Source organism: Streptomyces sp. NPDC033845, from assembly GCF_055576225.1.
In genome coordinates this window covers 315,100-328,344 of sequence record NZ_JBVIRI010000007.1, presented here as the reverse complement: position 1 = coordinate 328,344, position 13,245 = coordinate 315,100, and the positions used below count along the sequence as shown (strand labels likewise).

Below are 13,245 nucleotides of genomic sequence, written 5' to 3'. Positions count from 1 at the left end.
CCTGTATTGTCACCCGCCGCCCTCTGGTACGGCTGACAGACCCGCCTTCGACCCTCCAACGGCGGGAACGGCCCCAGGGTTCCCCGGGGCCGGGCGCGGGTTCAGCCGCCGTAGACGTGCGGGGCGAGGGTGCCCACGAAGGGCAGGTTGCGGTACTTCTCGGCGTAGTCCAGGCCGTATCCGACGACGAACTCGTTCGGAATGTCGAAGCCGACCCATTTGACGTCGATGGCGACCTTGGCGGCCTCCGGCTTGCGGAGCAGCGTGACGACCTCCAGGGAGGCCGGTTCGCGCGAGCCGAGGTTCGACAGGAGCCAGGAAAGTGTCAGACCCGAGTCGATGATGTCCTCGACGATCAGGACGTGCTTGCCCTTGATGTCGGTGTCCAGGTCCTTGAGGATCCGGACCACACCGGAGGACTGGGTTCCGGCGCCGTAGGAGGACACCGCCATCCAGTCCATGGTGAGCGGGGTGGACAGGGCGCGCGCCAGGTCCGCCATGACCATCACGGCGCCCTTGAGGACCCCGACGATGAGCAGGTCCTTGCCCGCGTACTGTGCGTCGATCTGCGCGGCCAGCTCGGCCAGCTTCGCGTCGATCTCTTCCTTGGTGATGAGCACCGACTGGAGGTCGCTGCCCATGTCCTTCTCGTCCACCCGCAACATCACTTTCGTTGAGCCATCAGCCCTGCCGGATGACAAGTCTGCCACCCTGCCGCTGGGCCTCGACCCGGCCGGGCAGGTTGATGGCGCCCTGGCCGCGCCAGCCGGTGATCAGGCGGTCGACTTCCTCGATGTGGCGGGCGAAGAGGGAACCGGCCGGGGAGCCGGCCGCGACCACGGCCCGGCGCAGCACCCGGCGGCGCACGGCGGGGGGCAGCGCGTACAACTTGGCGCATTCCAGTCGGCCGTCGGCGTCGCGTACGGAGCTCTCGGCGTCGGCGGCCCAGCTGTCGAGGGCGTCGGCGTCGTCCCGGGAGAGCTGGGCGGTGCGGGCGAGGGCCTCGACCACTCCCTTGCCGAGCGCCTTCTCCAGGGCGGGCAGTCCCTCGTGGCGGAGCCGGGAGCGGGTGTAGGCGGGGTCGGTGTTGTGCGGGTCGTCCCAGACCGGCAGGGACTGGACCATGCAGGCCTTGCGGGCGGTCTGCCGGTCGATCTGGAGGAAGGGGCGGCGGTAGCGGGCGCGACGGGGGCCGCCGGAGCCGGCCCCGGGGCCGGCGGAGACCGCGGGCATGCCGGACAGGGAGCGGATGCCGGAGCCCCGGGCGAGGCCCAGGAGCACGGTCTCGGCCTGGTCGTCGCGGGTGTGGCCGAGCAGGACGGCGACCGCGCCGTGGCGTTCGGCGGCGGCGTCGAGGGCGGCGTAGCGGGCGTCCCGGGCGGCGGCCTCGGGGCCGCCGTCGCGGCCGACGCGGACGGCGACGGCTTCCGCGGGCTCCAGCCGGAGCGCGGTCATCCGGCTGACCACCTCGGCGGCGCGCAGGTCGGAGCCGGTCTGGAGGCCGTGGTCGACGGTGACCCCGCCGGCCCGGACGCCGAGTTTGGGGGCCTCGAAGGCGAGGGCGGAGGCGAGTGCCATGGAGTCGGCGCCGCCGGAGCAGGCGACGAGGACCAGCGGCTGTCGGCCGTCCGGTCGGGGGGTGAGGTCGGTGAGGATGTCGTGGAGTACGCGGCGGACCGCCAGGCGTATCGCCGCGACCGCAGGATGGGGACCCATGTCCGGTGCCCTTCGGTGGAATTTCGGATGCCGAGTCGGAAAGCTCTTCGGGTGGCTCTGCGCGGCCGGGGCCGCGAGATGTCACTCAGAGTGCGTCGATGGTGACAGAACCGAGCCGTTCCCTGAGCATCGCACGCCCTTCCACGGCACACGGTCCCTCGGACGGGTGACGCTGCTTCCCCCGGTGGGACATGTTTACGCCTGTTCTCCGGCCGCCTTCCGGTGCACTCGGGCCACCCAGTCCGCGGGCTTGGCGATCTCCGATTTGGTGGGGAGGGTGTTCGGGGAGGTCCAGACCCGGTTGAAGCCGTCCATGCCGACCTGGCCGACCACGGCGCGGACGAAGCGTTCGCCGTCCCGGTACTGCCGGAGCTTGGCGTCCAGGCCCAGCAGCCGGCGCAGGGCGGCGTCCAGCCGGCCGGCCCCGCTGGCCCGGCGCTGCTGGAACTTCTCCCGGATCTCGGCGACCGAGGGCACCACGGCGGGGCCGACCCCGTCCATGACGTAGTCGGCGTGCCCTTCGAGCAGGGACATGACGGCGGTGAGCCGGCCGAGCACCTCGCGCTGTTCGGGGGTCTGGACGAGTTCCACCAGGGAGCGGCCCTCGTCCCCGCGCTCTCCGTCGGGCCGGGCCCCGGCCAGGGACTGGGCGGCTTCGCGGAGCCGTTCCAGGACGGTGGAGGGGTCCATGTCGGTGGCGCCGAGGAAGGACTGGATCTCGCCCTGGAGGTGGTCGCGGAGCCAGGGGACGGCGGTGAACTGGGTGCGGTGGGTCTCCTCGTGCAGGCAGACCCACATCCGGAAGTCCTGCGGGTGGGCGTCGAGCTCGCGCTCCACGTGGACGATGTTGGGGGCGACCAGCAGCAGCCGGCCGCCGCCGGCCGGGGAGCCGGGCAGTTCGCGGGTGACCGGGGCGAAGGTCTCGTACTGGCCGAGCACCCGGGAGGCGAGGAAGCCGAGGAGCATGCCCAGCTCCACTCCGGTGACCTTGCCGCCGACCGCGCCGAGCACGGCGCCGCCGGGGGCCTGTCCGCGGCGTTCGGAGAGGGTGCCGAGCAGCGGTCCGAGGAGTTCGCGGAAGCCGGCGACGTTGGCCTTGACCCAGCCGGCCCGGTCCACGACCAGGACCGGGGTGTCCTCGACCGGGGTGCCCTCGGGGATCATCCCGGTGAACTCGCGGACGTGTCGTTCCGAGTCCCGGGCGTACGCGCGGAGCTCGGCCACCACGGCCCGGGCCTCGTCCCGGGTGACCTCCGGGCCCGGGCGTACCAGTCGGGTCGCGGTCGCGACCGCGAGGTTCCAGTCGACCATCTCCACACCACCGATGCTCGTCATGCGTCAACCGTACGTGGACCGGGCCGCGGGCGGATCCCCGCGGACCGGAGCGGATGCGCCGCCGGCCCGGCGGTCACCGGCCCGGCGGCTACCGGGCGGAGGCGACGGCCGCCGCCAGCCGGTCCAGTGCCTTCTCGGCGGGACCGGCTCCCGGGGTGTCCGCGGCGAGGAAGGCGAAGGACACCAGTCGGCCGCCGGGCGTGACCGCGGTGCCGGCCAGGGCGTTGATGCCGGTGAGCGTGCCGGTCTTGGCGCGGACCAGTCCGGCGGCGGGGGAGGTGCCGGCGTTGCGGGTCTTCAGGGTGCCGGTGAATCCGGCCACCGGAAGTCCGGTGAGGACCGGGCGGAGTTCGAGGCGGGCCGGGTCGGCGGCCTCGGCGAGCAGGGCGGTGAGCAGCCGGGTGGAGACCCGGTCGGCCCGGTTCAGGCCGCTGCCGTCGGCGAAGCGGCTGCCGTCGAGCGGCACCCCGAGGCCGCCGATCTTGGCGGCGACGGCCTTCTCGGCCCCGGCGAAGCTGCCGGGCAGGCCGGCGGCGAGGGCGGTCTGCCGGGCGAGGGCCTCGGCGATGTCGTTGTCGCTGAAGGTGAGCATCCGCTCGACGAGTCCGGACAGCGGGGTGGAGCGGGTGGTGGCCAGCGGTGCGGTGCCGGCCGGGGCCTTGGCCCGGGCGGGCTGTCCGGTGACCTTGACCCCGCGTTCGCGGAGCAGTCCGGCGAAGGCGCGGGCGGTGTCCCCAGAGGGGTCCTCGCTGCGGGCGACCGGGCCGGAGACGGAGGCGTCGGGGCGGCCCTCGTCGGCGGTCAGGGCGGTGACCGGGGCGATGTTGCCGTTGCGGGGGCCGATCGGGTGGTCGACCGGTCCGGAGTAGAGGGTGTCGTCGTAGCCGAGGGAGACCTCGGCGGTGCCGGCCGCCTTGAGGGCCTGGGCGGTGTCGGCGGCCAGTGCGACCAGGCTGCCGCCGGAGCCCGCCGGGGCCTTCTTGCGGGCGGTGAGGGACGGGTCCCCGCCGCCGACCAGGACGATCCGGCCGGGGCCGGGGCCGGGGACCACGGTGGTGAGGATGCGGTGCTCGGGTCCGAGGGCGGCCAGCGCCGCGGCCGCGGTGACGATCTTGACGGTGGAGGCGGGGGTCATGGCCCGGGCGGGCTCGGCCGCGTAGAGCACCTCGCCGGTGGCGGTGTCCACCACGGAGGCGCTGCGGAGGCCGCCGAGGGCCGGATCGGCCAGCAGGGGTTTCAGGGCGGCGGCGAGGGCCGCCCGGTCGGGGCCGGCCGGGAGGGCGCCGGCCCCGTCGGCGGACCGGCCGGTGCCGGTGGCGGTGCCGTCCCCGGCGGGGGCCTCGCCGGAGCCGGTGGGGACGCCCGGGAGGACCCCGGGGGCGCTGGGGGCGGCCTGCGGAAGGGCGGCTTCCCCGTGATCTGCGCCACCCGTCCGACCCTGGGAGACCACCCGGTCCCGCTCGGCCTTACGCTGGCCGGAGTCCCACGGACCCGCGGCGGCCACCGCCACGGCCGACAGGGCCAGGCCGACGGCGGCCGAACCCGTGACGAGCTGCCACGTTCTGACCAAGGGCATCTCGGACCAGCCCCTTTCGCGATCACTGGTGTGCGTGAGGGACACTTAACCACTGCGTCTTGCCGCGAGCATGGCACCCCACCCGGCAGGGCTGGGCCGGACGCGCTATCACTCGGAGCATGGAGGAGCAGGACGTGGAGTTCGACGTCACCATCGAGATCCCCAAGGGTTCGCGGAACAAGTACGAGGTGGACCACGAGACCGGCCGGATCCGTCTGGACCGTCGCCTCTTCACCTCGACCAGCTACCCGGCCGACTACGGCTTCGTCGAGAACACCCTCGGCGAGGACGGCGACCCGCTGGACGCGCTGGTCATCCTGGACGAGCCGACCTTCCCGGGCTGCCTGATCAAGTGCCGCGCGATCGGCATGTTCCGGATGACCGACGAGGCGGGCGGGGACGACAAGCTGCTCTGCGTCCCGGCCTCCGACCCGCGCGTGGAGCACCTGCGGGACATCCACCACGTCTCCGAGTTCGACCGCCTGGAGATCCAGCACTTCTTCGAGGTCTACAAGGACCTGGAGCCGGGCAAGTCGGTCGAGGGCGCCAACTGGGTGGGCCGCGCCGAGGCCGAGGTCGAGATCGAGGCCTCCTTCAAGCGCCTGCAGGCGCAGGGCGGCCACCACTGATCGCCCCCCCTTCACGTCCCGCAGGGCATTCCCGGTCGTCCGGGAGTGCCCTGCGGCGTTTCGGGCAGGCGGCCGTCCAGGCGGGCGGCCTATCCGGGGCAGCCTGGGACGAAACGGTTCCGCATACTGATACCCGGGTGACCGGGGAACGGTCCGCGACCGGGAAGGGGAGGCCGCGTGGCGGCGGAAGCCGAGGGGACAGAGGACCGCAAGCCGCGCTCCGACGAGGCACGGAGCGCCTTCGCGCCCCCACCCGGGACCCAGTCGGGGGTGCCGCTGGACGACGCCCCGACCTCGGAGTTCGCCCTGCCCGCGGGGGCCGAGCCGGTGGGCCCGGAGGTGGAGGAGGGCTCCGCCTTCGCCACCCCGCACACCTACCGGGCCTCGCAGTCCCCGCCGGCCTTCACCCCGGGCAACGGCCTGCCGCCGAGCCGGCTGAAGGAGTCCCCCTGGCAGGACCGGATGCGGACGATGCTCCGGATGCCGCTGGACGTCCGCCCGGTCGCCGAACCCACCCAGAAGCCCTCCGAGGACTCCGGTCCGGCCGTCGGCAGGGTGCTCGACCTCACCCTGCGCATCGGCGAGCTGCTGCTGGCCGGCGGCGAGGGCGCGGAGGACGTGGAGGCCGCGATGTTCGCGGTGGCCCACAACTACGGCCTGGACCGCTGCGAGCCCACCGTCACCTTCACCATGCTCTCCATCACCCACCAGCCCTCGCTGGTGGACGACCCGATCTCGGCGAACCGGACGGTCCGCCGCCGGGGCACCGACTACACCCGGCTGGCCGCCGTCTTCCGGCTGGTGGACGACATCAGCGCGCCCGAGGTCGAGGTCTCCCTGGAGGAGGCCTACCGGCGGCTCGCGGAGATCCGCCGCAACCGGCACCCCTACCCCAGCTGGGTGCTGACCGGGGCCGCCGGACTGCTCGCCGGGGCGGCCTCCACCCTGGTCGGCGGCGGGGTGCTGGTGTTCTTCGCGGCCGCGATCGGCGCGGTCCTCGGTGACCGGCTGGCCTGGTTCTGCGCGGGCCGCGGGCTGCCGGAGTTCTACCAGTTCGTGATGGCGGCGATGCCGCCGGCCGCGATGGGCGTGGCCATCAAGATCGCCGAGATCGACGTCCGGTCCTCCGCGGTGATCACCGGCGGACTGTTCGCGCTGCTGCCCGGAAGAGCGCTGGTGGCGGCCGTGCAGGACGGGCTGACCGGCTACTACATCACCGCCTCGGCCCGGCTGCTGGAGGTGATGTACCTGTTCATCGGGATCATCATCGGGGTGCTGGTGGTGATCTACATCGGGCTGCAGCTGGGGGCCGCGCCCAATCCGGACGACGTCCTGCAGATCCCCAGCCGGCCGCTGATCCAGATCGCCGCCTCGATGGTGCTGGTGTTCACCTTCGCGATCCTGCTCCAGCAGGAACGTTCCACCGTGTGGATCGTGACCCTGAACGGCGGGGTGGCCTGGGTGGTCTTCGGGGCACTGCGGGCGGCCGAGGTGCCGCCGGTGCCCTCCACCGCCCTGGCGGCCGGGCTGGTGGGGCTGTTCGGCCAGCTGTTCTCGCGCTACCGGTTCGCCTCGGCCCTGCCGTTCGTCACGGCGGCGATCGGGCCGCTGCTGCCGGGCTCGGCGACGTACTACGGGCTGCTGTCCATCGCCGAGAACCGGCTGGACGCGGGGATGGCCTCGCTGGTCAACGCGGCGGCCCTCGCGCTGGCCATCGCCATCGGGGTGAACCTGGGCTCGGAGACCTCCCGGCTCTTCATGCGGCTCCCGGGGGCCGCCAGCGCCGCCAAGCGCCGGGCCGCCAAGCGCACCCGCGGGTTCTAGGCGCTCCCCTCCGGATCCCGCCGGGGAACGGCGGAGGGGCCGGTCCGCCCGTCGGCGGTCCCGGCCCCTCGTGTCGCGCGCCCCGGAGGGGTCAGCGCTTGGCGTGCCGGCCGCGGCCGGCGGCCGGGGTGTCCTCCGGTCCGGCGGCGCCGCCGGACTCGGCGGCGGCCGCCCTGGACTCCTTGCGGGCCTTGAGCACCTCGAAGACCACCGGGATCACGGAGATCAGGACGATGCCGACCAGGATGGGCTCGACGTTCTCCTTGATGAAGGCGATCTGGCCCAGCCAGTACCCCGCGATGGTGACACCGGCGCCCCAGCTGATGCCGCCGATGATGTTGTAGGTCAGGAAGGTGCGGTACTTCATCTTTCCGGCGCCCGCCACCATCGGGGCGAAGGTCCGGATGATCGGGACGAACCGGGCCAGCACGATGGCCTTGGGGCCGTGCCGGTCCATGAACTCATGCGCCTTGTCGAGGTTCTCCCGCTTGAACAGCTTGGAGTTCGGCCGGTTGAACAGCTTCGGGCCGAAGTACTTGCCGATCATGTAGCCGACCTGGTCACCGATGATGGCCGCGGCCACGATCAGGGTGCAGACCAGCCACAGCGGCTGCTGGATGTACTTCCCGTCGGCGACCAGCAGGCCGGCGGTGAAGAGCAGGGAGTCACCCGGGAGGAAGGCGAACAGGCCGGATTCCGCGAAGACGATGACCAGGATCCCGATCAGACCGAAATGCGAGATCAGATAGTCCGGAGACAGCCACTCCGGGCCGAGGGCGAGCGTGTTCACGAGATCCGGACTCCTGGATTCGGGTGATGGCGGTGCGGTGGCAGGGTGGAGCGAGGGGCGTGCCCTCCAGTATCAACGCACACCGCCACCCCCGGGTTCCAGTTACACCTTGCGGATGGCGTTCGCGAGGATCGCGTCGCGCAGGTGCACCGCCAGTCCCGGACGCACCGCGTCGTAGTGGGCCGTGAAGCGCTCGTCGGCGACGTACATCTCTCCCAGCCCCTGGTGCATCTCGTACGGGCAGTCGTAGAACCAGGTGCGGATGTGCTGCCGGTGCTCCTCGGCCAGGTCCATGGCCCGCTCCCCGTCGGCCGGCTCGCCCTCGGCCATCAGCGCCGCGTAGCGGGCCCCCCAGTCGGCGGCCTCCTCCCGCATCCGCCGCCAGTCCTCCTTGGTGTAGGAGGCGGCCCTGCGCTGTGATTCCGCATAGGCGTCGGTGTCGCCCCAGCGCTCCTCGGCCTCGGCCGCGTACTGCTCGGGGTCCTGGTCCCCGAAGACCTCGAACCGCTCCTCGGGGGTGAGGTTGATGCCCATCTTCGTCGCCTCCATGGCGTGCTCCACGGCCTTGGCCATCCGCTGGAGCCGGGCGATCCGTCCCGACAGCAGCGCGTGCTGCCGGCGCAGGTGCGCGCGCGGGTCGGTGTCCGGGTCGTCCAGCAGGGCCGCGACCTCGTCGAGCGGGAATCCGAGCTCCCGGTAGAACAGGATCCGCTGCAGCCGGTCCAGGTCGGCGTCCTCGTAACGCCGGTGGCCGGCACGGCTGCGGCCGCTCGGGGAGAGCAGGCCGATCCCGTCGTAGTGGTGCAGGGTGCGCACCGTGACCCCGGCGAAACCGGCGACCTGGCCCACGGAGTAGCTCATCGTTTCCGCTCCTCTGATCGGTACGCCCTTCACTGTGGGCCCTGACGTGACGTGAGGAGCAAGCCCGAGCGCCTCCGCGTTTGTTGATATTTGTCCGCTTATCTTGACGGAATGACGCCTTCCGCCCGCGGTCTGCTGCCGTTGATCCTGCCCGCGCTGGCCGTGGGAGTGGGGTCCGCCCTGCTCTTCGTCGGGATCAGCGTGGCGGCCGAACAGCTCCAGGGCGTGTTCTGGGAGGTCCTGCCGGACGCGGTCGGACTGGGCCGCTACTCGGTGGCCTGGATGATGATCGTCCTGGTCTCGGTCGGCCTGCTCTCCGGCCTGGTGGTGTGGAAGGTCTACGGGCACGCCGGCCCGGACCCGGCCACCAGCGGGCTGGTCGAGGCCCCGATGGACCCCCGCTGGGTGCCCGGCCTGCTGCTGGCCGGCGGTCTGACCCTGGCCGGCGGGGTCAGCCTGGGCCCGGAGAACCCCATCGTCGCGGCCAACGTGGCCCTCGCCTTCTGGCTGGGGCACCGGATGGCCCCGCAGTGGCCGGGCACGCTGTGGGTGGGGCTGGCCGTCGCCGGCACCATCGGCGCCCTGTTCGGCACCCCGGTGGCCGCGGCCCTGGTGCTCACCGAGACCATGGCCGCCGGCCCGGTCGAGAAATCCGCCGGCCACCTCTGGGACCGGCTGTTCGCCCCGCTGGTGGCGGCCGGCGCGGGCAGCCTCACCACCTCCCTGATCTCCCGACAGTCCTTCCACATGTCCCTGCCCCCGTTCTCCGGACCCAGCTGGGGCGATCTGGTGGCCGCGGTGTGCGTGGCCTCGGTCGCCGCACTGCTGGGCCTGGCCGCCGTCTACGCCTTCCCGTGGGTGCACCGGGCGTTCAGGACCATTCCGCACCCGGTGCTGATGCTGACCGCCGGCGGGGTGGTGCTCGGCCTGCTGGCCGCGATCGGCGGCCGGCTGACCCTGTTCAAGGGCGTGGACCAGATGCGCGAACTGCTCGCGGAGCCCTCCCAGGGGGCGGGCACCCTGATCCTGCTCTGCCTGGTGAAGCTGGCCGCCCTGGTGGTCGCCGCCGCCTCCGGCTTCCGGGGCGGCCGGATCTTCCCCGCGGTGTTCGTCGGCTTCTCCCTCGGACTGGCCGCGCACGCCCTGGTCCCGGCCGTGGACCCGGTGGTGGGCATGACCTGCGGGGTGCTGGGGCTGCTGCTCGCCACCACCCGGCAGGGCTGGCTGAGCCTGTTCACCGCCGGGGTCATCGCCCCCGCGGTGGGGGTGCTGCCGCTGCTGTGCGTGGCGGTGCTGCCCGCCTGGCTGCTGGTCACCGGCCGTCCCCAGATGCAGCTGACCGGGGACGGCCGGTCGGTGCGCTAGCGGGTGCCGGACCCGTCAGCGGCTGAGCCCCCGGTAGCGGCCCACCGCCAGCGGGAAGAACACCGCCAGCAGCACCAGCGGCCACAGCACCGCCAGCACGGTGGCGTGGTCCGAGGCCCAGGAGTCGGCGGCCGCCGCCGGATTGCCGAACAGCTCGCGCACCGCGGTGGCGGTGGCCGACATCGGGTTCCACTCGACCACCGCGCCCAGCCAGCCCGGCATGGACTGCGGGGTGGCGAAGGCGTTGGACAGGAAGCCCACCGGCCAGACCAGGATCTGGACCGCCTGCACCAGCTCCGGCCGGCCCGCGACCATGCCCAGCCAGATCCCGGCCCACAGCATCGCGAACCGGAACAGCAGCAGCAGTCCGAACGCGGCCAGCGCGGCCGCGGCGGAGCCGTGCCAGCGCCAGCCCAGCAGCAGCCCGACCCCGGCCAGCACGACCAGCCCCAGGGCGGACTGGAGCATGTCGGCCGCGCTCCGGCCGACCAGCACCGCCGAGGAGTTCATCGGCATCGACCGGAACCGGTCGATCACCCCCTTGCCGAGGTCGGCGGTGACCGCGGTCATGGTCGCCTCCAGGCCGAAGGCCATGGTCAGCGCGAGCATCCCGGGGACCAGGAACTCCACGTACTCCCCGTCGACCCCCCGGCCGCCGCCGACCAGGAAGCCGAACATCAGCAGCATCATCACCGGGAAGACCAGCCCGACGATCAGCTGCACCGGCTGCCGGGCCCAGTGCGCGAGCTCCCGCCGGGTCATCGTCCAGGAGTCCTGCACCGCCCAGCCGATCGCCGCCGTGCTCAAACCGCCACCCCGCTCTTCTCCGCCGCGGCCGGACGGTCCGGCCGCTCCGTCGTCCTGCCCGTCAGCCGCAGGAACACCTCGTCCAGGGTGGGCCGGCGCAGGGCGATGTCGGCCGCCTCGATCCCGGCCTCGTCCAGCGCCCGGACCGCGGCCGCCAGATCGGCGGGGCCCCGGGCCGGCAGGCTCAGGCGCAGCTCCGCCTCCCGGACCTCGGCGCCCGGCAGCGCCCGGGCGGCCGCGGCCAGTGCCGGGCCGTCCGCCAGCGCCACTTCCACCCGCGCCCCGCCCACCAGGTCCTTGAGCTGGTCGGCGGTGCCCTCGGCGGCGACCTTGCCGCCGTCGATCAGGGAGATCCGGTCCGCCAGCCGGTCGGCCTCCTCCAGGTACTGGGTGGTGAGCAGCACCGTGGTGCCGCCGCCCACCAGCGAGCGGACCGCCTCCCAGACCTCGGCCCGGCCGCGCGGGTCCAGTCCGGTGGTCGGCTCGTCCAGGAAGAGCACCGCCGGTCCGGTGAGCAGCGAGGCCGCCAGGTCCAGCCGGCGGCGCATCCCGCCGCTGTACTGCTTGACGGGTTTGCGGCCGGTGCCGGTCAGGTCGAACCGCTCCAGCAGTTCGGCCGCCCGACTCCGGGCCCGGGCGGCGCCGAGGTGGTGGAGCCGGCCGAACATCTCCAGGTTCTGCCGGCCGTCCAGTCCCTCGTCCAGGGCCGCGTGCTGGCCGAGCAGTCCGATCCGGGAGCGGACGGCCGCCGCCTCGGTGCGTACGTCGTGTCCGGCGACCCGGGCGGTCCCCTCGTCGTGCCGCAGCAGGGTGCTCATCACCCGGACCGCGGTGGTCTTCCCGGCGCCGTTGGGGCCGAGGACGGCCTGGACGGTGCCGGCCGGCACCTCCAGGTCGAGCCCGTCCAGGGCGAGCTTGCCGCCGTACCGCTTGCGGACTCCTTCGAGAACGATCAACTGCACCACTTCCCATGCGTCACGGCATCAACATTAGTCAAACTTGATTAGTGGAGTCGGCCAAAGTATCCCCGATCCCTCGGCTAGTCAAACTTGATTAGGCTGGATCAGCTGAAGGGGTTCTCCTGCCCCTCGGCCAGCACACCCACGAAGGGCTCCCCGCCCTCACCGGCGAAGGAGTACGCCCCGCCCTCGATCCGGGCCATCAGGCCCCGGGTCCAGTCCGCCTCCACATCGGCCGAGTGCACCCACATGTGCATGATCTCGCCGATGTGGCCCAGTTGGTCCGGGCCGGACTCCGGGACGTAGTACCCGGTCACCGCGCCACGCCATTCGGCCAGCCCCGCCAGTCGGCGGCCGAGCAGCTCCAGCACCTCGGCCCGCGGCAGGTCCACCATGAACCCGAGCGCCGCCGACAGCGCGTCCCGGTTCTGGCCGTACGCCGACAGCGCCTCGCGCAGCAGCCGGAAGTACTCCTCCCGGCCCCGCTCCGTCACCTCGTACTCGGTCCTGGGCGGACCGCCGGCCGCGCTCGGGGCCACCTCGTGCGCCAGCAGCACGCCCTGCTTGGCCATCTGCTTGAGCGCGTGGTAGATCGAGCCGGGCTTGGCGTTCGACCACTCGTGCGCGCCCCAGTACTCCAGGTCGTTGCGCACCTGGTAGCCGTGGGCCCGCCCGTGCTGGCGGACCGCCCCGAGGACGAGAAGCCGGATCGCTGACATGGGCCCAGGCTATCGAGCGGCCCCGGGCCCGGGCCCCGGGCCCGGGCCCGGGTCTCAGCCCATCGCCTTGGTGCCGTCCAGGGACTCCCGGACGATGTCCGCGTGACCGGCGTGCCGGGCGAACTCCTCGATCAGGTGCAGCAGCAGCCAGCGCAGCGAGACCTTGGTGTCCTTGGGGAACCAGGGGGCCTCGGGCAGCGGGAAGGACTCGTCCAGGGAAGGGGCGGCCTCGATGAAGGCGGTCAGCTCGGCGCTGACCGAGGACCAGAAGGCCAGCGCCGAGGGGATGTCCTCGTCGCCGGTGAGGGCGAAGCCCTCTGCGTAGCTCGCGTAGTCCCGCTGCCGCTCGCTGGGCCGGCCCTGGGCCATCCGGAGCCAGTTCAGCTCCACCTCGGCCGCGTGCTTGAGCAGGCCGGACAGCGAGAGCTCGCTGGCGCTGGGGCGGCTCGCGGCCTGCTCCTCGGACAGCCCCTCGGCGGCCTCGCGGATCGCCGCCCGCTGGGCCTCGACGAAGGTCAGGAGCGTGCCCCGCTCGTCGCCGAACACTTCACCGGTGTGCTGAGCCATGACCGACCGCCTCTTTCCGTAGACCTGGCGCCGTGGCGCCCGGGTGCCTCTCGCCGAACCTTTCCGACGGGAACCACGCTACGGACCATTGCGGTCA

Annotated in this window: 13 protein-coding genes; 3 read left to right on the top strand and 10 right to left on the bottom strand. The window is 72.9% G+C overall.

Annotation, left to right across the window (positions count from 1 at the left end):
- Positions 1-101: 101 nt before the first annotated feature.
- The 4 genes from hpt to dacB form a co-directional block, all read right to left on the bottom strand.
- Positions 102-641: a hypoxanthine phosphoribosyltransferase gene (gene hpt, locus ACZ50K_RS18175; protein WP_468904009.1), complete on the bottom strand. Its 540-nt coding sequence runs from the start codon at positions 639-641 to the stop codon at positions 102-104.
- A 40-nt stretch (positions 642-681) separates the two neighbouring features.
- Positions 682-1,716 carry a tRNA lysidine(34) synthetase TilS gene (gene tilS, locus ACZ50K_RS18170; protein ID WP_468903846.1) on the bottom strand — a complete coding sequence of 345 codons (1,035 nt, stop codon included), beginning with the start codon at positions 1,714-1,716 and terminating at the stop codon, positions 682-684.
- A gap of 195 nt (positions 1,717-1,911) precedes the next feature.
- Entirely contained in the window at positions 1,912-3,051 is a 1,140-nt protein-coding gene (locus ACZ50K_RS18165; RefSeq protein WP_468903844.1) for a zinc-dependent metalloprotease, read from the bottom strand.
- 88 nt (positions 3,052-3,139) lie between these two features.
- The gene (gene dacB, locus ACZ50K_RS18160) at positions 3,140-4,627 is read right to left on the bottom strand and encodes a D-alanyl-D-alanine carboxypeptidase/D-alanyl-D-alanine endopeptidase (RefSeq protein WP_468903841.1); all 1,488 of its coding nucleotides are present in this window, start codon (positions 4,625-4,627) and stop codon (positions 3,140-3,142) included.
- Positions 4,628-4,761: 134 nt separating this feature from the next.
- Here dacB and ACZ50K_RS18155 point away from each other — a divergent pair, with 134 nt between their 5' ends.
- Together ACZ50K_RS18155 and ACZ50K_RS18150 are read left to right on the top strand one after the other, a co-directional pair.
- Entirely contained in the window at positions 4,762-5,256 is a 495-nt protein-coding gene (locus ACZ50K_RS18155) for an inorganic diphosphatase (RefSeq protein WP_468904006.1), read from the top strand.
- A gap of 177 nt (positions 5,257-5,433) precedes the next feature.
- Positions 5,434-7,080 (top strand): threonine/serine exporter family protein, encoded by a 1,647-nt coding sequence (locus ACZ50K_RS18150; protein ID WP_468903839.1) that lies wholly within the window; start codon positions 5,434-5,436, stop codon positions 7,078-7,080.
- A gap of 91 nt (positions 7,081-7,171) precedes the next feature.
- Here the strand turns inward: ACZ50K_RS18150 and ACZ50K_RS18145 are convergent, their stop codons facing one another.
- Positions 7,172-7,870 carry a DedA family protein gene (locus ACZ50K_RS18145; protein WP_468903837.1) on the bottom strand — a complete coding sequence of 233 codons (699 nt, stop codon included), beginning with the start codon at positions 7,868-7,870 and terminating at the stop codon, positions 7,172-7,174.
- A gap of 102 nt (positions 7,871-7,972) precedes the next feature.
- Positions 7,973-8,731, bottom strand: coding sequence for a MerR family transcriptional regulator (locus ACZ50K_RS18140; protein WP_468903835.1), 759 nt, complete (start codon positions 8,729-8,731; stop codon positions 7,973-7,975).
- A gap of 111 nt (positions 8,732-8,842) precedes the next feature.
- Between ACZ50K_RS18140 and ACZ50K_RS18135 the strand changes: the two genes are divergently transcribed.
- Positions 8,843-10,096: an ion channel protein gene (locus tag ACZ50K_RS18135; protein WP_468903833.1), complete on the top strand. Its 1,254-nt coding sequence runs from the start codon at positions 8,843-8,845 to the stop codon at positions 10,094-10,096.
- A 15-nt stretch (positions 10,097-10,111) separates the two neighbouring features.
- Here the strand turns inward: ACZ50K_RS18135 and ACZ50K_RS18130 are convergent, their stop codons facing one another.
- The 4 genes from ACZ50K_RS18130 to ACZ50K_RS18115 form a co-directional block, all read right to left on the bottom strand.
- On the bottom strand, positions 10,112-10,858 hold the full coding sequence (locus ACZ50K_RS18130) for an ABC transporter permease (protein WP_468904004.1): 747 nt from the start codon (positions 10,856-10,858) through the stop codon (positions 10,112-10,114).
- A 41-nt stretch (positions 10,859-10,899) separates the two neighbouring features.
- A complete protein-coding gene (locus ACZ50K_RS18125) occupies positions 10,900-11,868 on the bottom strand; it encodes an ATP-binding cassette domain-containing protein (RefSeq protein ID WP_468903831.1) in 969 nt (322 codons plus the stop codon).
- A gap of 98 nt (positions 11,869-11,966) precedes the next feature.
- A complete protein-coding gene (locus ACZ50K_RS18120) occupies positions 11,967-12,581 on the bottom strand; it encodes a PadR family transcriptional regulator (protein WP_468903828.1) in 615 nt (204 codons plus the stop codon).
- A 54-nt stretch (positions 12,582-12,635) separates the two neighbouring features.
- The gene (locus ACZ50K_RS18115; RefSeq protein WP_468903825.1) at positions 12,636-13,148 is read right to left on the bottom strand and encodes a DinB family protein; all 513 of its coding nucleotides are present in this window, start codon (positions 13,146-13,148) and stop codon (positions 12,636-12,638) included.
- Positions 13,149-13,245 lie beyond the last annotated feature (97 nt).

Coding starts and splice junctions, on each gene's coding strand:
- hpt (WP_468904009.1), bottom strand. CDS start 641: ATGGGCAGCGACCTCCAGTCGGTGCTCATCACCAAGGAAGAGATCGAC.
- ACZ50K_RS18130 (WP_468904004.1), bottom strand. CDS start 10,858: ATGACCCGGCGGGAGCTCGCGCACTGGGCCCGGCAGCCGGTGCAGCTG.
- dacB (WP_468903841.1), bottom strand. CDS start 4,627: ATGCCCTTGGTCAGAACGTGGCAGCTCGTCACGGGTTCGGCCGCCGTC.
- ACZ50K_RS18115 (WP_468903825.1), bottom strand. CDS start 13,148: ATGGCTCAGCACACCGGTGAAGTGTTCGGCGACGAGCGGGGCACGCTC.
- ACZ50K_RS18165 (WP_468903844.1), bottom strand. CDS start 3,051: ATGACGAGCATCGGTGGTGTGGAGATGGTCGACTGGAACCTCGCGGTC.
- ACZ50K_RS18140 (WP_468903835.1), bottom strand. CDS start 8,731: ATGAGCTACTCCGTGGGCCAGGTCGCCGGTTTCGCCGGGGTCACGGTG.
- tilS (WP_468903846.1), bottom strand. CDS start 1,716: ATGGGTCCCCATCCTGCGGTCGCGGCGATACGCCTGGCGGTCCGCCGC.
- ACZ50K_RS18135 (WP_468903833.1), top strand. CDS start 8,843: ATGACGCCTTCCGCCCGCGGTCTGCTGCCGTTGATCCTGCCCGCGCTG.
- ACZ50K_RS18120 (WP_468903828.1), bottom strand. CDS start 12,581: ATGTCAGCGATCCGGCTTCTCGTCCTCGGGGCGGTCCGCCAGCACGGG.